The sequence below is a fragment of the Endozoicomonas sp. ALC013 genome, assembly GCF_049310205.1.
Lineage (GTDB): Bacteria > Pseudomonadota > Gammaproteobacteria > Pseudomonadales > Endozoicomonadaceae > Endozoicomonas.
Genome location: NZ_JBLYNS010000012.1, coordinates 42,394 through 62,673, shown reverse-complemented (window position 1 = coordinate 62,673; position 20,280 = coordinate 42,394). Strand labels below are relative to the sequence as shown.

The 20,280-nt window shown below is 52.8% G+C and carries 22 protein-coding genes; 19 read left to right on the top strand and 3 right to left on the bottom strand.

Annotated elements, in window-relative coordinates:
• The 3 genes from tnpA to flgA all read right to left on the bottom strand — a co-directional run.
• The coding region (gene tnpA, locus ACO6V1_RS04570) for an IS66 family insertion sequence element accessory protein TnpA (RefSeq protein WP_422465992.1) at positions 1-183 on the bottom strand (183 nt) is incomplete at its 3' end.
• A 271-nt stretch (positions 184-454) separates the two neighbouring features.
• Complete coding sequence (locus tag ACO6V1_RS04565) at positions 455-868, bottom strand: hypothetical protein (protein WP_422465990.1); 414 nt, start codon at positions 866-868, stop codon at positions 455-457.
• Positions 868-1,515, bottom strand: a complete 648-nt coding sequence (flgA, locus tag ACO6V1_RS04560) for a flagellar basal body P-ring formation chaperone FlgA (RefSeq protein ID WP_422465988.1) — start codon at positions 1,513-1,515, stop codon at positions 868-870. The genes ACO6V1_RS04565 and flgA overlap by 1 nt, the downstream gene beginning before the upstream one ends.
• Positions 1,516-1,761: 246 nt before the next feature.
• On the opposite strand from flgA, the gene ACO6V1_RS04555 reads away from it, so the two are divergent.
• From ACO6V1_RS04555 to ACO6V1_RS04465, 19 genes are all read left to right on the top strand, one after another.
• Positions 1,762-2,157: a flagellar basal body rod protein FlgB gene (locus ACO6V1_RS04555; protein WP_422447147.1), complete on the top strand. Its 396-nt coding sequence runs from the start codon at positions 1,762-1,764 to the stop codon at positions 2,155-2,157.
• A 269-nt stretch (positions 2,158-2,426) separates the two neighbouring features.
• A complete protein-coding gene (gene flgC / locus ACO6V1_RS04550; RefSeq protein ID WP_422447149.1) occupies positions 2,427-2,861 on the top strand; it encodes a flagellar basal body rod protein FlgC in 435 nt (144 codons plus the stop codon).
• Between the two features lie 400 nt (positions 2,862-3,261).
• Complete coding sequence (locus tag ACO6V1_RS04545; protein WP_422447151.1) at positions 3,262-3,939, top strand: flagellar hook assembly protein FlgD; 678 nt, start codon at positions 3,262-3,264, stop codon at positions 3,937-3,939.
• A 38-nt stretch (positions 3,940-3,977) separates the two neighbouring features.
• Positions 3,978-5,183 (top strand): flagellar hook protein FlgE, encoded by a 1,206-nt coding sequence (locus ACO6V1_RS04540; RefSeq protein WP_422465986.1) that lies wholly within the window; start codon positions 3,978-3,980, stop codon positions 5,181-5,183.
• A 31-nt stretch (positions 5,184-5,214) separates the two neighbouring features.
• Positions 5,215-5,940, top strand: coding sequence for a flagellar hook-basal body complex protein (locus tag ACO6V1_RS04535; protein WP_422463240.1), 726 nt, complete (start codon positions 5,215-5,217; stop codon positions 5,938-5,940).
• A 13-nt stretch (positions 5,941-5,953) separates the two neighbouring features.
• Positions 5,954-6,736, top strand: a complete 783-nt coding sequence (flgG, locus tag ACO6V1_RS04530; RefSeq protein WP_422447157.1) for a flagellar basal-body rod protein FlgG — start codon at positions 5,954-5,956, stop codon at positions 6,734-6,736.
• Positions 6,737-6,761: 25 nt separating this feature from the next.
• Complete coding sequence (locus tag ACO6V1_RS04525) at positions 6,762-7,460, top strand: flagellar basal body L-ring protein FlgH (RefSeq protein WP_422465984.1); 699 nt, start codon at positions 6,762-6,764, stop codon at positions 7,458-7,460.
• The gene (locus ACO6V1_RS04520; protein WP_422465982.1) at positions 7,457-8,665 is read left to right on the top strand and encodes a flagellar basal body P-ring protein FlgI; all 1,209 of its coding nucleotides are present in this window, start codon (positions 7,457-7,459) and stop codon (positions 8,663-8,665) included. Before ACO6V1_RS04525 ends, ACO6V1_RS04520 begins: the two co-directional genes overlap by 4 nt.
• Before the next feature lie 186 nt (positions 8,666-8,851).
• Positions 8,852-9,145 carry a hypothetical protein gene (locus ACO6V1_RS04515; protein ID WP_422447163.1) on the top strand — a complete coding sequence of 98 codons (294 nt, stop codon included), beginning with the start codon at positions 8,852-8,854 and terminating at the stop codon, positions 9,143-9,145.
• Complete coding sequence (gene flgK, locus ACO6V1_RS04510; RefSeq protein WP_422465980.1) at positions 9,136-10,794, top strand: flagellar hook-associated protein FlgK; 1,659 nt, start codon at positions 9,136-9,138, stop codon at positions 10,792-10,794. Before ACO6V1_RS04515 ends, flgK begins: the two co-directional genes overlap by 10 nt.
• A 5-nt stretch (positions 10,795-10,799) precedes the next feature.
• Entirely contained in the window at positions 10,800-11,726 is a 927-nt protein-coding gene (locus tag ACO6V1_RS04505) for a hypothetical protein (RefSeq protein ID WP_422447167.1), read from the top strand.
• A gap of 9 nt (positions 11,727-11,735) precedes the next feature.
• Positions 11,736-13,229, top strand: coding sequence for a flagellin (locus ACO6V1_RS04500; RefSeq protein WP_422465978.1), 1,494 nt, complete (start codon positions 11,736-11,738; stop codon positions 13,227-13,229).
• Between the two features lie 8 nt (positions 13,230-13,237).
• On the top strand, positions 13,238-14,584 hold the full coding sequence (fliD, locus tag ACO6V1_RS04495; RefSeq protein WP_422465976.1) for a flagellar filament capping protein FliD: 1,347 nt from the start codon (positions 13,238-13,240) through the stop codon (positions 14,582-14,584).
• A 42-nt stretch (positions 14,585-14,626) separates the two neighbouring features.
• Positions 14,627-15,046, top strand: a complete 420-nt coding sequence (gene fliS / locus ACO6V1_RS04490; RefSeq protein WP_422447173.1) for a flagellar export chaperone FliS — start codon at positions 14,627-14,629, stop codon at positions 15,044-15,046.
• A gap of 444 nt (positions 15,047-15,490) precedes the next feature.
• Positions 15,491-16,609, top strand: a complete 1,119-nt coding sequence (locus tag ACO6V1_RS04485) for a hypothetical protein (RefSeq protein ID WP_422465974.1) — start codon at positions 15,491-15,493, stop codon at positions 16,607-16,609.
• Between the two features lie 36 nt (positions 16,610-16,645).
• A complete protein-coding gene (locus ACO6V1_RS04480; protein WP_422447177.1) occupies positions 16,646-17,167 on the top strand; it encodes a flagellar basal body-associated FliL family protein in 522 nt (173 codons plus the stop codon).
• A gap of 139 nt (positions 17,168-17,306) precedes the next feature.
• The gene (motA, locus tag ACO6V1_RS04475; RefSeq protein WP_422447179.1) at positions 17,307-18,176 is read left to right on the top strand and encodes a flagellar motor stator protein MotA; all 870 of its coding nucleotides are present in this window, start codon (positions 17,307-17,309) and stop codon (positions 18,174-18,176) included.
• Positions 18,176-19,129: a flagellar motor protein MotB gene (locus ACO6V1_RS04470; protein WP_422465972.1), complete on the top strand. Its 954-nt coding sequence runs from the start codon at positions 18,176-18,178 to the stop codon at positions 19,127-19,129. Before motA ends, ACO6V1_RS04470 begins: the two co-directional genes overlap by 1 nt.
• A 103-nt stretch (positions 19,130-19,232) precedes the next feature.
• Positions 19,233-19,898: a pseudouridine synthase gene (locus ACO6V1_RS04465; protein ID WP_422465970.1), complete on the top strand. Its 666-nt coding sequence runs from the start codon at positions 19,233-19,235 to the stop codon at positions 19,896-19,898.
• The last annotated feature ends 382 nt before the right edge of the window (positions 19,899-20,280 follow it).

Genomic DNA, 20,280 nt, shown 5'->3' with positions numbered 1-20,280 from the left:
ATAGCTAACCCCGCCGGATCGGCTTATTCTTGAGATGCCTTCACACAGCTTCTTTTTCCAATAACCAGGCTGTGATGTTCTGACGCCGTTTTGTCGGCACCAGGCTTTTTGGCTAAGCCCGGAGTCGTGCCAGGCTTCGATCCGTTGCAGCCATTGTTCTTTAGTGGTTTCTGGGGTGGTCATCGGAGCCTCCATGTAATCAGAGGCTTTATGATCCACGATCAAATCTCAGCGGGGTAGGACGTGGGTTATTTTGGCGGTTACGTTCCGGGAAGGACGTTACAAAAGCCAGGCGCTGCTCAACGAAGCGGCTCTGCTTATGGCCTATGTCAATTTAAACCCTGTTCGAGCCAAATGGTGAAATCGCCAGAGACCTCTGAATACACTTTTATCAGCAAAAGAACGAAATATTTGATTGTTGTGGCTTTAAAATCTTTTGGTATTCTTTTTTATTTTACAATTTGCACAAAGTATTACGACTGGACTGATATCTGACAGTCGCATTTTTACCGTAGGATAAGGGCGGCCCACGGAGCAACTCTATAAACGTATTGCAATAATCGGCCAGTCTCGCCAGTTGATGGCTATTACTCTGTTGCAGTGCCCGGCACGACCGGATCAATCGCTCTGTTTCAAGCACCTGAGGACTGTCACTTGTTATTTTATCCTGACGTGATGCTAATAAGATGGGTTCTAACTGCTGGCAAATATCAGCACATTGCCCTGATAATTGCACCACTGACTCAATATTTTTTCGGGTTATTTCCCGGGCCTGAAGGCTCAACAGCCTCTCCAGATTTTGCAGTAACTGATAAGGCTGCGAACTCTCTTTTTGGCCCCCATCGTCTTGAGACTCATCATCGGACATTATGACTGCCTCTCCCCTTCAACCGGGCGTACCTCACCTTCATTGATCACCCGGCATTTGAACGGTCTGCCATTTTCTTTCTGAACCAGGATAATATCGCCGACATGGCCGCTTTCCATGGCGACACCGGTGGTAGTTAATTCGATATTTTCTGATTGCACAACAATGGTTAAATGCTGCCCCCGACGGATAGCAGTGGCCCTTTTTACCATATCGGTGGTAATCACAGTGTCGGCGCTAATCTTTCGGGTAGCGATGTATCCGGAAGGATTATCCTGAAATACATTCGGTTTCAGGGAACTCAAACGGACTTTTGATGTTTTCAGCCTCGGCTGTCCTGGCCCCGACAACGCCTCGCCCCGGTTAAGATCCCTGTCGGCAAGCAATACCGATACGTCAAAATCCACTCTGACCGCCAGCCGTTGTTTCCAGCGGTGTTCCGGGAAGGTGCCGAGATGATCAGGACAGCTGATCAATAATGGCAGTTTACCGTTCTGAGCCATGGCAGAGAAGCGGATATCCGGTGTTTCCGGACAGTCTGGCAATTGCTGCCAGCGTTCTTTATGCAACAAAACCACCCGGGGATTACGGCCGTTAAAGCGTTTAGCCAATAAGCGCGAATGCTCACAGAGTTGACTGATGACCACCCCCTGAACCCTTTGATCAGTGCTCTTATCTGATTGATCTGACTGCGGGCTGGTATCCGTACATGACACTGTATGGGCGTTTGCAATATTGGGAATATTGAGTAAGCACAGACACAGGGAAAAAACAAAACGACGACTGATTGATAGCTCCCTGACGAGAATAAAATATGTGACAAATAAATACATTTTTTACGACAACGTACTACTCTTTACACACGACTTAATATAGACGAATAGATAGCCTGTATGTTGATTTCATTTGAGTCGGCCATGGGTATACACCCAAGAGTTGCACAGCTCAGAAGCTCTCAGATTGCCATCCAGTCAGGCAATATTTTTAATATTGAAACACCACAATACCGGGCACTTGAAGCTAATCTGAACTTTTACCATTTGGCTTATGGTTTATCTCAGGATTTGTCGGTCTCAGACAAACGGCATATCACCCCAAATCAACTGGCGGATGTTGAGTTATCCATTGCCTTTAAAAATTCAGGCGGTATTGCCTCGGAAAATGGTAACGATGTATCTCTGGCACTGGAGCAGGCAAAACTTGCACAGTCGATGGCCGGGTACAATATCAGCATATCGTTAATCCGGGAGCGTCTGAGCATGCTTGATAAGGTGATCAGCGGTCGCTAGTGTATGGTTTCAATGAGTTTGACGGGTTGACGTGCCTCCGTAATCCGTTCGTCCTGAGCCTGTCGAAGGACCCATAGGGCCTAAAGGCGGAAACTCCGGACTCTGATAGATTGTGCCAAGCACCCTTCGTCCGTGCATCCTGAGCGGGGTCGAAGGGCGCTCAGGGTGAACGGAGATTGTACACATCAAACCCATTGAAACCATGTACTACTGGAAGGCTGACCGAGAATAGACGTCATAAATTGTTAATTCGATGAAGTGAGTACCCCATGAGTCTGCAGTTGGTTCAGGCTATGTCTGGTTACGCCATGGTCGCCCAGGCGACCCGTATGACACTGGTGGCCGAGGCGCTCTCTTACAATGAGGTTGCAGCAGCGTCTGCTGCTGAGGTGATGCGGCCGGGGCGAGCGTTACTTCAGGCCAGAACCGTAGATGCTGGCTCCGCTGCCAGAGAGAATATTCCGGCGTTTACCGTTGAAGTAGCGGGTATTATCAAAGATAAGTCACCTCCCCAGGTGCGCTATCAACCGGGCCATCCTCTGGCTAATGCTAACGGTGAAGTGTTTTACCCGAATATCAGCACGATTGAAGAAATGGCAACCATGATTTCGGCAGCCCGGTCTTTTGATGCGGCTGTCTCGGTGTTCACCAGCGCCCGTCAAATGCAGGGCCAGGCACTGGAGCTGATCGGTGTTCATAGCTAGTACGTCATTTCAATGAGCTTGCTGTGCACAATCTCCGTTCACCCTGAGCGGAGTCGAAGGGTGATTGGTACAGTCTTTATTCAGGGCATGGAGTTTACGCCTTTAGGCCCTATGGGTCCTTCGACTCCGCTCAGGACGAACGGAGTTTGGGTGCCATTGATAGAGGGAACCCATCAATTACATTGAAACCGTGTACTAGTGCAGATAAAGCACTTATACCCATACAGTCCCCCCACGCTCTGCGAGGGAGTCCGGAGGGATATGAACAGCCGAGGAACCGTGAGAGATGTGCTGTGTATGTATAACAGTGCCTGGTCTGGTGGGATTTGCGTTAAAAGAAGGAAGGCTATTTCGAGACAGTCCCCTGCCGTCGAAATCGATATGACATGTGGGTATCACTATGATTTCATCCATTCAACATGAACTAGCCTCCACTCCGAATGGTAGCGCATCGTCGTCTTCCTCCGACAGTTCCAGTGCCTTGAGTAAAAACTTTATGACGTTGTTGATTACTCAACTTAAGCACCAGAACCCGCTTGAACCGATGGAAAGCGGTGATCTGCTGAATCAGCTGGCGGCCATGACTTCCGTGTCAGAGTTAAGAGATATTCACGCCGGTATCAGCCGGTTGGGCGATCAGTTTGCAACGGCCCAACTGTCCAGCGCTACGGCACTGCTGGGTCAGGAGGTCGCTATTGATGCCCGCCAGTTTTCATTCAATGGCGATGGGAATAAATTAGCCCTGGCCTTTCCTTCGCCAGGTACAGGGCACTTGTTGCATTTTTTGCTCACCGATCAAAATGGTACCCCGGTAAAAGAAGCCCATTATCAGGGGCGTCATAATGAGTCACCGGGTACTTCCATAAAGAAAAGCCTGGACCAACTGTTTGGCTCGCTGCCTCATGGTCAGTACTGGCTGCAAAGCACCCTGGATGGTGATAGTGAAGTGGTTCCTGTGCAACTGGTCAGTAAAGCAAACAGTATTGTTTTCAACAGCTCTGATCAGGCACCGCAGATCAGGCTTGAGGCAATGGAGCCAGTGGCACTGTCCAGCATTCATTCCGTGACCCGGCCATAAGCTTGACGGTTGTTGTCTAATCGGAGAGGTAAGCGTCTATGTCAATCAGTATCACGGGCATGAATGCTGCCCGAAGTCAGCTGGATATAGCCAGCCAGAACCTGACCAATTCGGAAACGAATGGTTATAAGTCGTTTCGGGCGATTCTTGGTGATGTCTATGCCCAGGCAGGAACCACATCGGTGGATATGTCCGGGGTCACGCTGCTGGGAACCCAACAGGCGTTTTCCCAGGGACAGCTGACGCAATCGGGTAATGCCTTTGATCTGGGTATTGATGGTAAGGGCTTTTTTGTTCTTGGTAATAGTGGTGAGCAGCTCTTCAGCCGGGCAGGCCTGTTTAATCAGGATAAGGAGCATTATCTGGTGAACCCCAGTGGTTATCGCCTCCGGGGCTTTGGTGTCAACAATCAGGGTGCGGTTGATACCTCAAAACTGGTTGACTTGCAGATCAGTCAAGCTGACCGGCCAGGCAAAGCAACCACTAAAGCATCAGCTATCATTAACCTCAATGCCAGTGAACCGGTGATTAATCGTACGACGGTTGCCCTTAACCCGTCAGACCCAAGGACATTCAGCTGGTACGGAGCATTGAATATTTTCGATAGCCTTGGCGAACAACATACGCTGGGTAGCTATTTCACCAAAACCGAGACCAGTCAGTGGCTGCTTGAATTTCAGGTGGATGGGCAGTCCCTCAAACAGACAGAAAACCTGACATTCAACAGCTCAGGCCTGTTGACGACACCCGCCGATGCGCAGTTTTCACTGACACCACCGGAGCTGCCCTCAGGTGCCGTTCTCCAGCCCCTGGCCATGGACTTTTCCGGCATCACCCAGTTCGCAATCGATTCGGCATTTCGTCCCCAGGTGGTTGACGGGCAAATGGCGGGCAGCCTGAACCAGGTCAGTTTTGCCGAAAACGGTTTTCTGCAGGGTAGCTACAGCAATGGTGAGCAATACCTGCTTGGTCAGGTGGCACTGGCTACCTTTCCCAATGATAACGGGTTAGTGGTTAGTGGGAATAATAACTGGATGTCGTCTATGGTATCCGGTACTCCGCTCTTTAGTCCATCGGGCCTTAATGGCGCGGGCCTTATCAGGGCGGGGTTTGTTGAACAGTCCAATGTGGATCTGGCCAGCGGGTTGTCGGATGTCATTCTCGCCCAGCGCAACTTCCAGGTAAGCGCCAAGGCATTCCAGGCAGAAGATCTCCTGTCACAAACGCTGATCAATCTGACCTGACGGGCACCTGGCCATGTTTTCCGGAATGCAGATGACTACCGCCAGTGCCGAACGCATCTGGCAAAGCCTGTCCGTGTTTGCGGGTAATTTATCCGGTCAGTCGGTGCCCGGTTACCGGGGCGACTTGGTATTTGCCCAAAAACTGGCACAGACACAGACGGCGATGGTCCAACAACGGGCTCCCGCATTTTCCCTTCAGGCTGCCACCAATTTTACCAGCGGCTCTCTGAGACCCACAGGGCGCCAGCTGGATGTCGCCATCGACGGTGCCGGATGGTTAGTGGTGCAAGATGCCAGCGGCAAGGCAGGGCTGACCCGAAACGGTTTGCTCAGTCTGACCGCAACGGGTGAGGTGTTGACCGGCAATGGTGCCCGCGTCATGGGACAGACGGGGCCGTTGACCATCCCTGCATTCAGTCAGCTGACCATTGGCAGTGAGGGTTCTGTCAGTGTCATTCCTGCCGGTAGTCAGGACGTTGAAGAGGTGGGGCGTATCCGCTTTGCCAATCCCCCCGTGGCCAACCTGATTCGGAGCCCGGATGGCCTGTTCAGGCTGGTGGATGGCAGTGCACCAGTCCCTGATCCACGGGTCAAGATGGTCAGCGGGGCGCTTGAAGAGAGCAATGTTGACCTGATGGCGGAGTACCTGAATGTTGTGGAAACCGGAAAAACCATGGATCTCCATGTTCGTATGTTATCAGCCTTTGATCAGATGGCAGGGCGAGGCAATGAATTGCTGAACCTGTCCCGTCGTTAATGAGAGCGCCACTATGAATAGTCTGTGGATAAACCAGGGCGGCCTGACCCTGCAGGATGCCAGAATGATGGCTGCTTCCCAGAACCTCAGTAATATCAGCACCTATGGCTATAAAAAAGAACGGGTGGTGGCTGCGGATCAGTTTTATACCACCCTGAAACAGGCCGGAGCAATGGCCAACAGTGGGGATGAACTGCCCAGCGGCCTGCAGGTGGGTACGGGTGCCAGAATCACCGCCACCCAGAAAATATTTACTAATGGCAATGTCCAGAATACCGGTAATGCGCTGGATCTGGCTATTGTCGGCGATGGCTTTGTGCAGGTTCAGTTACCTTCCGGAGAGATGGCTTATACCCGTAACGGACAGTTGCAGCTCAATGCCGAAGGTGAAATCGTGATGGCCACCGGCCAGCCGATAGAGCCGGTGATCACCATCCCGATGGAAGCCCGGAACATCACCATTGGTCAGGATGGCACGGTATCCGTTGCCATGCCCGGCAGCCCGGAAGCTCAGGTTCTGGGGCAGATCTCTCTGGTTAATTTCATCAATCCCATGGGGCTGCAGTCCATCGGCGATAACTTCTATCTGGAAACCGCTGCCAGCGGTTCCCCTGTGGAAGGCGTTCCCGGCACCAATGGTCTTGGTGAAATCCGGCAGTTTTCCCTTGAGGCCTCCAATGTGGATGTGGTGGAAGAGCTGGTCAATCTGATCATGATTCAGCGGGCTTATGAAATGCAGGCCAGGGCCATCGATGTGGCCAGTAATTCCCAGGAATATCTGGTGAAAAGCAGTTAGGAACAATTCAAACCGGATGCACCCTATGGGCAAAACAGTTACATCGATGTTTATTTGGCTGATCGCTGTGCTGGTGATCGGGTTGCCGGGCTGTCAGGTGGTATTGCCACACAACCAGCCCCTGAATAATGCCGACGATGAAGACACTGAACCCGTGCTTACCCGTGCCCCGGAGCCCCCTCCGGCACCGGCACCGGGCAGTCTTTATACATATGCCACCAGTATGCGCCTGTTTGATGATCTGAAAGCCTATCGCCCCGGCGATATTCTGACCGTGATGCTGCAGGAAAAGACCTTCTCCAGTAAAAAGGCCAATACCAGCCTGGACAAAAATGCCACTGCCACCATAGCGCCCCCCACGGTATTCGGGAACAAATACTCGAGACTGGACACACAACTCAGCAGCAAACGGAACTTTGGCGGCAAAGGATCGACCTCCCAGCAAAACCATTTAACCGGCTCGGTGACCGTGGTCGTGCAAAAAGTGCTGCCCAGTGGGGCGCTGTTGGTTAAGGGCAGCAAAATGGTCCGGCTGAATCAGGGGGATGAAGTCATCTTTGTCAGTGGTGTGGTGCGCCCTGAAGACGTTACCCAGGACAACAAGGTCTCCTCGCTGCGTTTGGCCCATGCAAAAATCAGTTATACCGGCCGGGGCGACCTGGCCCAGGCCAACACCCAGGGCTGGCTCACCCGTATTCTGAACAGCAGCTGGTTTCCATTTTGAGATCAGGGGACGGCCCGGTAATAGCCTGCCCTGCGGCGGTGGCGGCCGCCGGAGTTGTAAATGGAGCTGAAAAAACCGGTTTTATTCGGGCGCTACTGTCGAACAGCCTTCTGGCCGGGCTGTTACTGGCGGCGACTGTTGTTTTTCCGCCACCCTGCCAGGCCTTACGTTTGGTGGATCTGGTTGATATAGAAGGTGTGCGCAGGAATCAGCTGATCGGCTATGGCCTGGTGGTTGGTTTGCAGGGTACTGGCGATCAGACCCGTCAAACCGTTTTTACCAGTCAGTCCATGGTCAACATGCTGCGCCAGTTTGGTATTCAGTTACCCCCGGGGAGTGATCCGCGGATGAAGAATGTTGCTGCCGTCAGTATCAGTGCCAACCTGCCCACCTTTGCCCGCCCGGGAACCACGCTTGATGTGATGGTTTCCTCGATTGGTGACGCCAAAAGTCTCCGTGGCGGTGTGCTTCTGGCGTCACCATTACGGGGTATTGATGGCCAGGTCTACGCCCTGGCCCAGGGTTCAGTGATTGTTGGCGGAGTGTCTGCCCAGGGCGCTACCGGCACCCAGATCAGTATCAATACAACGACGGTCGGACGCATTCCGGGAGGTGCGACCATTGAACAGTCGATCATTCCTCCGGAAGTAACGCCTGGTGTCGTACGATTAAATCTCAGGGAGCAGAATTACAGCCAAAGCCGTTTACTGGTCAAGGCTATCAATGATCACTTTGGCAGTCATATTGCCCGGGGAGTGGATGGCAGCCAGATTGAAGTCACGGTACCCGAGGGACGGAATAACCGGGTGACGTTTCTGTCCATGCTGGAGACTCTGGATGTTCCCCAGGGCGTCACCCCGGCCCGCGTCGTGATCAATTCCCGTACCGGAACCATCGTTATTGGTGCCGATGTCCGCATTCGCCCGGTAGCCGTGAGCAATGGTTCCACCACCGTGAAAGTCATGGAGCGTCCCAGCGTGATACAGCCCAACCCATTTTCCCTTGGGACCACACAAATCGAGGAGCAAAGCACCGTCGACATCATACAAAAAACCGGTGGCATGTTTATTGTCCCTGCCACCACCAGCCTGTCCGATATTGTTAATGTGGTGAACAGTGCCGGACTGACGCCCAATGAACTGATCTCAATTCTCCAGGCTATTCAGGAAGCCGGGGCCATGGAGGGTGAGCTGGTTATTATGTGAGGAATTGCCCCGGAATAATTTGTACATTTCTGAGTTTCAAAACCACGTTCGTCCTGAGCCTGTCGAAGGGCGTGAACTCCGGCCTCATGTATTGTGCCTGTCACCCTTCGACAAGCTCAGGATGAACGGAGATCGAGTTCAAAATGTCGAAATTATTTCGGGACAATTCCCAATCGGAGATTTGCCATGGTTATCACGCCTCTATTCCACCCCACCCACCCTGCCCTCCCCCTTGATGCGGGGGCCAGCAGGCCGGTCACCGGCAGCAATCGTGATTGCGAAGCATCATCCAACGACTTTATGCGGGTGTTGCTGGGGGAAGTGACCCGTCATCTGCAGAAAACCTCAGGATTGTTTTCCGGCAAAGAGCACAACGGCACGGCATCGCTGTTTCAGAATGAACTTGCCGGAGCGTTGCTGGCACAGTGTCTGGCAGAGGGGCTGGCGGAAAAACTGTCCGGTGACCAGCCATGGCGGTGAACCATATCGGGCTTAGCGGGGTGAACGCTGCGGATATTTTGTTAAATAATACCGGCCATAACATTGCCAATGCCGCAACCCCCGGGTTTAGCCGACGAAAGCCCGTGTTGATTACCCAACAGAGCCACTGGGGCGGTTTGCAGAATCAACTGGGTGGCGTCAGGGTACTTTATCTGATGCGGGTATCGAACGACTATCTTAATGACCAGGTGTTTCGCGCCAGTGCCAGCCAGTCAATGGCAGACAGCTTTGCCATACCCATGGTGCAGCTGGATCAGTTGCTTGGCCGGGAAGATACCGGGTTAACCCAGGTGCTCAATGACTTTATCGGTAACCTGCAACGGCTGGAAACGCGCCCGGAGTCTCTACCCTTGCGCCAGCAATGGCTGGGCAGTGCCGGACAACTGGTGGACCGTTTTCATACCCTGGGTCAGCAGCTGCAGGTCATCTCGCAACAACGGACCAGTCAGATCAGCAATGTGATCACCGAGGCCAATCGGCTGGGTGCGGCCATTGCTGATCTTAATAAACAGATCATCGAAGGCAATAGCTCCAATCATAAAATCAGCGATGGCAACTGTGCGGACCTGCTGGACCAGCGGGACAATCTGATTAATCAGCTGTCTGAACAGGTATCGGTGGAGGTTTATCGCAACAGCAATAATGCCGTTAACCTGGTGATTCCATCCAGCCAGGGGGCGATTCCCCTGATCATTGGCACGCAGTATTTTGACCTCAGTATCAACCCGGACGCCGCAGACCCAATGAACCCCGATGTGATGGTCAATATCCCGGGCGTCGCTGTTCCGGTCACACCGCAGCTGGGCCGGTTGGCAGGGCTGCAAAAGCTCCATCGGGATGGGCTGATGCCGGTCATCAATCAGCTGGGGCGGATGGCGGTGGTGCTGGCCTCGGAAGTGAACTCCCAGCTGGAGCTGGGTGTTGATCTGGCCGGTGATAAAGGTAAGCCACTGTTTCAGGATATCAACTCGACATCGGCCATGCAGCAGCGGGTCCTGCCGGCAACGGTTGCGGGGACGGAGGCATTGACCGTTGCAATCGGCGATATTTCCCGGCTGGTGCCATCGGAATACCAGCTGGTATTTACGGCTTCTGATCAATGTCGTGTAACCAGACTGTCGGACGGGCAATCATTCAGTGGCAGCCTGACGGCAGCGACGCCTTTTACCATTGATGGCCTTACCATTCACCTGACAGGAACACCGGCTATCAATGATCAGTTCCTGCTGACGCCCTGGCGCCATGAAGCCACACAATTGAGTATTGTCCTTAACGACCCTGAGCAGCTGGCGTTTGCCGCACAAGGCTCAGGCCCCGGCGACAACCGGAATCTGCTGGCTCTGCTTGGCTGTTTAAACGGTGATTCTGCGAGCTCTCCTGATGTACTGGAAGCTAATATTTTGCTTCAGTCGTCTGTTGCCAACCAGACGGCTTCCGCTGTACGACAACAGAAAACCAGTCAGAGTTTATGTCAGGCTGCGGTTGCCGAGAGGGAGGGGCTCAGTGGTATTAATCTGGATGAAGAAGCGGCTAACCTGCTGCGATTCCAGCAGTTCTACCAGGCCAATGCACGCCTGTTACGAACCAGTCAGATGATTATTGATGAATTGCTGGCAGTTTGTCGGTGAGATCGATGCGGATAAGTACAGCACAACAGCAGGCCATGGTTTTACAGGATCTGCAGAACATCAGTCAGCACCAGCTGGAAGGCTGGAACCAGGTGGCCACGGGCAAACAGATAACCCAACCAGCCAGGGCACCGGGCAGCTGGACGCACCTGCAGAGTGTGCACCGGGAGATCAGCCAGACGAACCATTACCTGGATTCCATTACTGCCCTGACCTCCCAGCTGCAACTGGAAGATACCCTGCTGCAGAGTTATACCGGCTACCTGCAGGATATCCGGGCGCTGGTGCTGCAGGCCAACAACCCCGGGCTGGCAGCGGTGGACCTGGCCACCCTCGGGCAGCAGGTTGTGCAGTGGCGAAACGCCATTATCGGGCTGTTAAACAGCCGTGATGCCGAAGGTTATTACCTGTTTTCCGGCTCCCGGACCAGTACACCGCCGGTGACTGTTGCAACCGCCAGTGATGGTAGTGAGTCGTTTACTTTTAATAAAAATAACGACATCCGGCAAATAACAGTCGCTTCCGATATAACAATGTCGTCTACGGACAGTGCTGACTCTTTGTGCTTTACTGTGAACGACGGTGGATCAGGTTTTAATGTAATCCTTATGCTCGGTCAGATAGCGCAGACACTTCAGGCTCCACCCGCCAGCCTGTCAACGCTGCTTGCCAGTTACCTGGTACAGCTTGATCAGGCACAGAATCAGGCTGGCAGCATTCATGCCGCCCTGGGAACCCGAATGAAAGCACTGGACGGTATTCGCAGTGACCTTCACGAGGCCAGATTGTACTTTCAGGAACAGGCGGGTCAGCTGGGTGATCTGGATTATGTCAGTGCCATCAGCCATCTGAATCAGCAGAAAGTACAGTATGAAGCCGCTCTTAAAGGGCTTTCTGAAGTAGCGAACCTGTCGTTATTTGATTATCTCTAGGAGGCTGTTATGGCCATCAGTATCAACACCAATATTCCATCAATGCAAGCCCAGATCAGTCTGGAGCGGGCCCAGAACGGTCTTGATACAGCGATGCAAAGGCTCTCGACCGGTTATCGCATCAACAGTGCCGCTGACGATGCCGCCGGGATGCAGATCAGTAACCGGATGAGTTCACAGATTAATGGCCTGAGTATGGCGGTGCGTAATGCCAATGACGGCATCTCTATTGCCCAGACGGCGGAAGGGGCCATGACGGAAACCGCGTCTCTGCTCCAGCGGATGCGGGACCTGGCAGTACAGTCCGCCAGTGACAGCAACAGCAGCGATGACCGGATTGCCCTGAACGGGGAGCTGAAACAGCTGGGGGCGGAACTGAACCGGATTGCTGAGTCCACCACCTTTGCCGGACAGAAGTTGCTGGATGGTTCGTTTGTTGACAAGAACATTCAGGTGGGTGCCTACGCCAATGAGATTATTACCGTCAATGTCAAGAGTGTCAGCGGTAAAGACATTGGTATCATGAAGGGGGCAACGCTTACATTTTCTGGCATGGGTCTGCCGGGGACAACCGCCATTGCAGCACAGAGCCTGACGGTCGGGGTTGATGGCAATGAAAGCAATATACCCATATTAACCACGGATACCGCCCAATCTATTGCCCGTAAGGTAACAAGCGCGGTATCCGATTTAAGTGGACAGGCAAAGACAGGGGCAGAAGTGGTGTTGACAGCTACTGACTGGGAAAGTGGCGATACCATTACCCTGACCGTGAATGACACTCCTTACGCATCGACGAGTGCTTCTACTACTTTTCAAGCCGCCTTACAAGAACTGAAGGGAAAGCTGGATTCTTCACCGTATGATGTAACGATTGCGTCGAGCGGCAACCGTAAAATAACGTTGGTTGATTCCACTGGTCAGAATATGAAACTGGAGGCAACTGCTGCAGATGCAGACCATAGTTCATCCGGAAAGAAAACGCTTGTCTTCAATGCCACAGCCCAGCCACTCGATTATGCAGGTGGTACGACTGGGACAGCAAAGTCAATTACGTCAGGAGCGTTGAAAGTCGTGGGTGATATTAAGTGGGTCGGCTCGGATAAAAACGCCACCTATACCATGCAAAGCGATGGTAATTTAGGGACTGGGCTCGCCACTGCCACAAAGACACCGCTGGCTGGTAGTATGCCGGTAGATTCCATCGATATCACCACTTATGCTGGTGCACAGCAAGCCATCAAAATCCTTGATCACGCAATAGCCGACGTGGATTCCAACCGGGGCACCCTGGGTGCCATTCAAAACCGCTTCCAGCACACCATATACAACCTTCAGAACGTTCGGGAGAATATGATGGGCTCCCGAAGCCGGATTAAAGACACCGACTATGCCAGCGAGATGTCCAAATTGACCCGGGATCAGGTGCTGAAACAAGCCAGTATGTCCGGCCTGAACCGGGCCAACACCATGCAGCAGGAAGTCCTGGCTCTGTTACAGTGAATCATTGAATGAATACGGTTGCGCCACTGCCGGGCAGTTTTGATCTGGGGACTGTGGTGGATGCTGTGGTCAATGCCGACATGGCACCCTCGGAAAATGCCCTGAAACGGCGGGAAAATCAGCTTTCCCGGGAGCAGGATCTGATGGTGTCGGTCTATCAGGCGGTCAGCAACCTGCAGCACTCCGCCCGGGCGCTGGTTCAGGAAGCCAGCCTCAACAGTCACCATGTGAATGGCAATGGCCACGGTCTTGGCCGCTGGGTTGCGGTTTCCAGTGAGTCCGACCGGGTTGGCGTCAGCGTCAGGGGGCGTCCTGATCCCGGCAGTTATCAGCTGTCGGTCCATCAGCTGGCCTCACCGCAAATTATGACCAGCCCGCCGTTTGCCAGAGATACCGCCTTTAAAGACGCCGGTACGCTGGATCTCGCCCTTAATGGTGGGCACTGGACGGTTAATATTGTTGCCAACAGTACCCTGGCCACCATCGCCAGATCCATTCAGCTGAGTACTCAGGGGAAAGTCCGGGCAACGGTCATTAACGGCAAGGCGGGGCAACAGCTGCTGCTGACCGGGGCAGAAAAAGGGGCTGATCTTCGTATGACGCTCAGTGGCACCGGAACCGGTGCCTACCTGGCGGATATTATGTCTGAACAGGTGGCTCCGGCTGACGCACTGGTCAGTATCAACGGCGTAACCCTTTCTCTGCCCGGCAATGTTAACCAGCCGGCCATTAACGGGCTGAGCCTGACCCTGAAACAGGCGGACCCTGACCGGCAGTTATATATTGAGGTCAGTCAGGATGTTGAGGCACTGGTCAGCGCAATGTCGGAATTTGTCAATCACTGCAATAGCCTGCTGCAAGCCAGTGACCCCAGGGACAACCAGGGCCTCCAGATCGATGCGGGCACCCCCGCCTCCCTGAGGGGAATCAGCAGTCAGTTGCGTAAACTGGTTAACGCCACGTCTGCAGATACCGAGTTAAGCAGCTCAGAGCAGATCACCAGTTTACTGGATCTTGGGGTCAGTACTGAGCGCAACGGTTTATGGTCTCTGGATGAAGCCTGGTTTCGCCACCAGCTGAATGCCATGCCCTACCCGGTCCTGCAGTTTCTGTCGGACCGGGACAAGCCGGTGCTGGCACTGGCGCAGAAAATGGACACGCTGTTATCGGGCAGTGGCCCTTTAATATCGAGGATCAGTTATCTGTCACGGGATTTGCAACGGCTGGCGTCAGACCAGTATGCACTGGATATGAGACGACAATTGCTTCATCAGCGCACCAATCAGCAGTTTTTAAATATGGAGCAAACGGTACAGCGCATGAACCGGAACCTGGCCTATGTTGAAACTATTTGACCTGCTTGACCTGACTTTCACCAACGACAATAAGGGGCGATTATGAAGTCTCCAGCCACTGAATACACCCGGCATCAGTACGGGCACCTGGCCCGAAAAGAGAGTATTTTCCAGCAGACCTCCCTACTGTACCAATTATTCCTGGATGACCTGGACCGCTGCCACGGCCATATCAACAGTGGTGACAGTGCCGCCCGCGGAGAGCGGATTCACCACGCCCTCTCTATTTTGATGGTATTAAGAAACCAGGCCCTTGCCATGGTCGACAATCAGCAAGATCAACCCCCGTCGGCCAATGAACTTACCGCCCGGCTGCTTGAATTATATGACCACTGCCTTGCATGTCTGACATCCGTGATCGCTGATAATGATACTGCCTCCCTGAATACCGCCTGGTCTATGATCGATACCGTTAAAGGTGCCTGGGATGAGTTGGCCATACAGCAAGGGGCAGATGACTGAGACTTGTTAAGGCTGGAGCCTGTCTTTTTCGGGCAGCGGGTGGCGGGAAGCGGGCAGCGCTTACTGAAATGTCGAAGTTATTAACAGCCATAAGCAGAAAGTTCGGTTCCCCTGTCCATATCATGGGATGAACAGGGCGATGAAAGAGCCCGCCTGTTTATCGTAAACAGAGAGCCATCTTTTATGAATATTGAGACAGTTGGCACAGAGACTGACCGTGTGATCGACGCACTTCGGAACACTCCTGAAATAACTTCCACATTTCCGATGCTATCCAGCCAGGAAAGAACTTTGCCACGGAGACACGGAGGCACGGAGGAAAAGATTTTTTCTGTTCTCCGTGCCTCCGTGTCTCCGTGGCAAGAAGTTATTCAAGGACAATTCCTTCCAGCCTCGTATTTCCGGGAGGCGATAACCGGGCGGCTGTCTGTACAGAACGGGTTGGTGCAGAACGGACTGCCGGAGGAAGATGAGTTTCAGGCAATTCTGCAGCAGATGATCGAACCTCTGGGACCGATAAATCCTGAGGGGGCTTCGAATCCGTCTTTACATTCCGATTTACCATCGACTATCTACACCAACACAGCGGATTTCGGGGAAGACATACAGGCAATTGAGTGGGCAACGACCACAGATGCAGAAGTTCCAGCGGTTCACCCTCACCCCGAATTGACGTTAAATTTACAACACTTGCCGTCTGATCAACTGACCCGGAGACCAGACCCGGTAGAGATGGGGCCAGTTAAGCCTGACCATCCGGGGGAAGAGGCTTCCGGCCAGGCTGTGTTACCTGACGTTCAGCAAACCATGGAGTTTGGCTCACTGCGTCAGTCTGCACAGCTTTCTATGGTAGCCACACAAAAGCGAACACTGTCGAATCAGGAGGCTTTAGCCCCAGAGCCGACCCTGGAGCCGCCCGCCGATCAGGAAAGTCAGACAACCACACAGCCAGCAACAGCTGAGGTATCGGATACACCTCTGAAAAGATTGGAACCTGCCAGCGTCCGCCAGCCATTGCCCGGAAATCAATCGTCCGGAAATCAATCGTCTGCAATTCAACCGGTAACAGCCCCGGTGCAAAACTGTTTGATGCTTGGCGGGGATCGTTATGCCCGGGCCGTTGCCGAGCTTCCCGGACTGGGTGCGGTGCAGGTGGTGATGACTCGCCATAACAGCGAGGTCACCGTGAATCTGCAAGCCAGCCAGCAGTCTCTGCCAACCCTTGAAAGCTGTTCCTCTACACTGCACCAGCTGGTCAGCGACAGCATTCAGCAGATGCACATTCCCGGTAATTCAGTCAATAATTCAGTCAATAAAGAGCCCGGTGGTTCTTCAGCAACGGAGCCTGGACTGAAAATAGCACTCTCATTAACCACTCCTGATCATTCCGGGTCAGACCGGGGAAGGCAGTATCCGTTGGCCGAAGAGTTGGCAGGAATGTCATATTTTTCTGGCACAGACGTAGATCTTTTGGCTTTAGCACCCCAAACCTCACAAGCGTATCGGTCACCCATTGCGTTATCGCGGTACGCTGGTGTGGCACTTATTGATCTGCATATTTAGCCATTGTTTAGCAGTGCTTATGAACACGAAGAGAATATGAAGACTAACGACGATGACCGTACCATAAAGAGCAGTGCCTATGCTCAGTGGCCAGCAGTGCAGCTTGGCAGGGTTAATTTCATCGCTGTTATTCTGGCGGGGGTTGTCATGCTTGCTATTGCAGGTGGTGCAACGTATTGGTTTTTTTTCCGGGAGGATGACGACTCACTATCGCCAGTGCCCACTGCGGCTGCACCGAGACCTGCGCAATATCTGTCGTTTAAAGATATGATCGTCAATCTGGCTAATGATGAAACCTATGAACTCCATTATATGCAGTTATCCGTTTCTATCATGACCCGAAAAAGCAAATGCCTTGAACAAATGGAAATGAATCGACCGGTCATTCTCAATGCCATGCTTGACCAGCTGTCATCCTGGACATTCGAGGATGTGATGATTCCGGAAAATCGCGAGGAATTGCGGAAACAGCTTCTGACTACGGTTCGTCACAGGACGGGGCTATCACTGACTAAGGGGGTAGAGGATGTCTTCATCATTAATATGGTGATTCAGTAATTACACAACGAATTGTCCCGGAATAACTTCCTCTTTTTTGCCACGGAGACACGGAGGCACAGAGGAAAAGATTTTTTCTGTTCTCCGTGTCTCCGTGGCAAGGTTTTATCTTTAATATTAACAACGTACCGAGTTTTGCATGCTACTGAGAGTCGCTGGCTTTGCCATCCTGTTTCTGAGTGTTTTTGGCGGGTTTGTCATGGCCGGCGGCAAGCTGCTGGCACTGTGGCAACCCCCTGAGATTCTTATCATCCTCGGTGCCGCGATCGGTGCTTTTGTGATTTCCAACCCGGCCACTGTCCAGAGAATGACCCTCACTCATCTGAAATACGTACTGATCAGAAATAAAGAGTTCGACAAAGCCTTCTTTATGGATTTGCTGGCCCTGCTGTTCCGCCTGATTGAAACCCGGCATCGAAAGGGCATGAACGCCATTGAAGACGATATTGAAACACCGGAAAGCAGTGAGCTGTTTCAGAGCTACCAGCGCATCATATCCCATCCACGACTGCTCTGTTTTATCACCGATAATTTACGGATTACCGGTATGGGCAGTATGCCCGGACATGCCTTTGAAGGTTTGATGGAAAGCGAGATAGAAACCCTGGAAGAGGATCTGAAACGACCGGCAAAAGCACTGAACACTATTGCTGATGCCTGCCCCGGCTTTGGTATTGTGGCTGCGGTGATGGGCATCGTGGTGACTATGGGTGCGATGGATGGGCCGGTAGAGCTGATCGGGGTCAAGGTAGCAGCAGCACTGGTGGGTACCTTTTTGGGTATATTGCTGTGCTACGGTATTTTTGGCCCCCTGGCCGCAGCGCTGGAAAGTACTGAGCAGAGTGAAATGCTGGCGTTTGAATGTGTCAAAATGACGTTGCTTGCCAGCCACTCAGGGCTGGCACCGATTACCGCCGTGGATTCAGGGCGGCGGCTGCTTTATAAAGAGTTACGCCCTACATTCCCGGAATTGGAGGATATGCTGCAATCCCTGAGGGCTAGCCATTAATGGCCAGGGCTCCAGATAGCAATCAGCCGATTGTGGTCCGTCGGGGGCGTACTGCCAACGGCAATGCGCACCATGGCGGCAGCTGGAAAGTGGCTTTTGCCGATTTTGCCATGGCCATGATGGCTCTGTTCCTGGTGCTCTGGCTGGTGGCCGCCACTACACCCGTGCAAAAGGAAGCCATTGCCACCTATTTTTCCAATCCGGGTCTTCTCAACCGTGTTAGCAGTAACTCGCCGGTGGAGATGCAGGGAGAGCGCTCGATATTACCGGGAATACAAGTGCAGATACGGCCAAAGCCCTCCGGCATGACGGGTATAGAGCTTGCCGGTCATAACACTGCCAGTGCCGAGGGCATCGCTGCCATTGTGCTCGGATTATCCAAACTGCCGAAAGAACGTGCCATCGAGGCAAAAGACATTGAGCTGCAGACCTGGCCCAGGATGATTCGTATGACACTGGTTCAGGATAAAGTCGGCCCCATGTTTCCACCGGGAAGCAAGCAGCTGGTGCCATTTTATGAAGATTTTCTAATCGCCCTGGCCCAGGTTTTGGCAAAACTGCCCTTCAAAATCATTATTACCGGGCACTCCGATGGCGTGATTGGTTCTGACCTTAAAAATTCGACAGAACCCAACCGGGTAAACTGGGAGCTTGCCGGACAACGGGCCGAAACGGTCAGGGAAGTGATTGTTTTTACCGGAGTACCGGAAGATCAGATACTGTTATTGGCAGCGATGGGAGCTAACCGGCCTATTCCTGGGCTGAGTCCGGATTCAGGATTAAACCGCCGGGTCGACTTGATGCTGGTTCCCCGAAAAGACGCCAAAGGGTTGAGTCGCAAGTTCCAACATAAATGGCATAAAGAAAAAGCATCCTCACCGGTGCCTTCATCGGATATGGAGAAAGCCGTTCAGCAGGCCAGGGATAACCGTTATCCGCAACCTTCAAAGTGAACAACTTTCACCGCTTCCAGTGCCTGCAGGAGCATGAGCGTTCAGAGCACCATCCGCATTATCCCCAGATGACTTACTCCGACTTTATCCCGATAATCGGCCCATGAATGATACTTTTATTGTCCCCTGCTGCAACGAGCCACTGTCGGAGCTTTACCGCGATGAGTGCATTGTTGTGGTGAATAAACCGGCAGGTCTGCTCAGTGTTCCCGGCAAGCCACCCAATCATAACGACAGCGCACTGTCACGGCTGCAGACCATCAACCCGCAAACCCGTGTCGTCCATCGGCTGGATATGTCCACCTCCGGCCTGATGGTCTTCGGACTGGATGCCGACAGCCATCGTACCTTAAGCCGTCAGTTTCAGGACCGTACCGTAGCCAAGGAATATATTGCCGATGTGTGGGGAAAACTTGCGCAGCCGGAAGGAAAAATAGAACTGCCTCTGCGCTGTGACTGGCCAAACCGCCCGAAACAGATGGTTGACCATGAACTGGGCAAACCATCACTGACCCACTTTCAAGTGATTGACAATCAGAGACCGGCATTTGACCGGGTACTGCTAAAACCGGTGACCGGTCGCTCCCATCAGTTAAGAGTTCACCTGGCTGAACTTGGACACCCCATTCTGGGCTGTGAGTTCTATGCCCACCCAGCTGCCCGGCAGGCCAGTCAACGCCTGAACCTGCATGCCACAAGACTGGGCTTTACTCACCCTTTAACCGAGAAGCCAATGGTGTTTGTGTCGGAAGCGCCTTTCTCGGTTTAAGCCAGCTGTTCACGGTTTTCTCCATTGAGGGTGTTTCTTTACTCGCTGGCCCATGACGTATCGGCCATGCGCGGGTCATCGATCCGCTGGCCGAAGCAGTTGTAACGTTGCTCCTGTACCTGACGGAACATGGATGGCTCGAACAACAATCAATTTTACCGCTCCAATTGTGTAGGCGAACGAAATCATTGCTATACTGCTCCACGAGCATCAGCTCATTGTTTGAAGTAAAACCCGGTTAGGAGTGCCAGCTCCGTTCGAGCCGGGTTTTTTCTTGCCTGAAAAACATAGTCGAGGGTTTTGGGATAGCAAGAAAAACAGGTATTTTTTTCAGCAACACCCTGTATTGTTTCAGCAGCTTTAACCCTATTGTCTGAGCCAA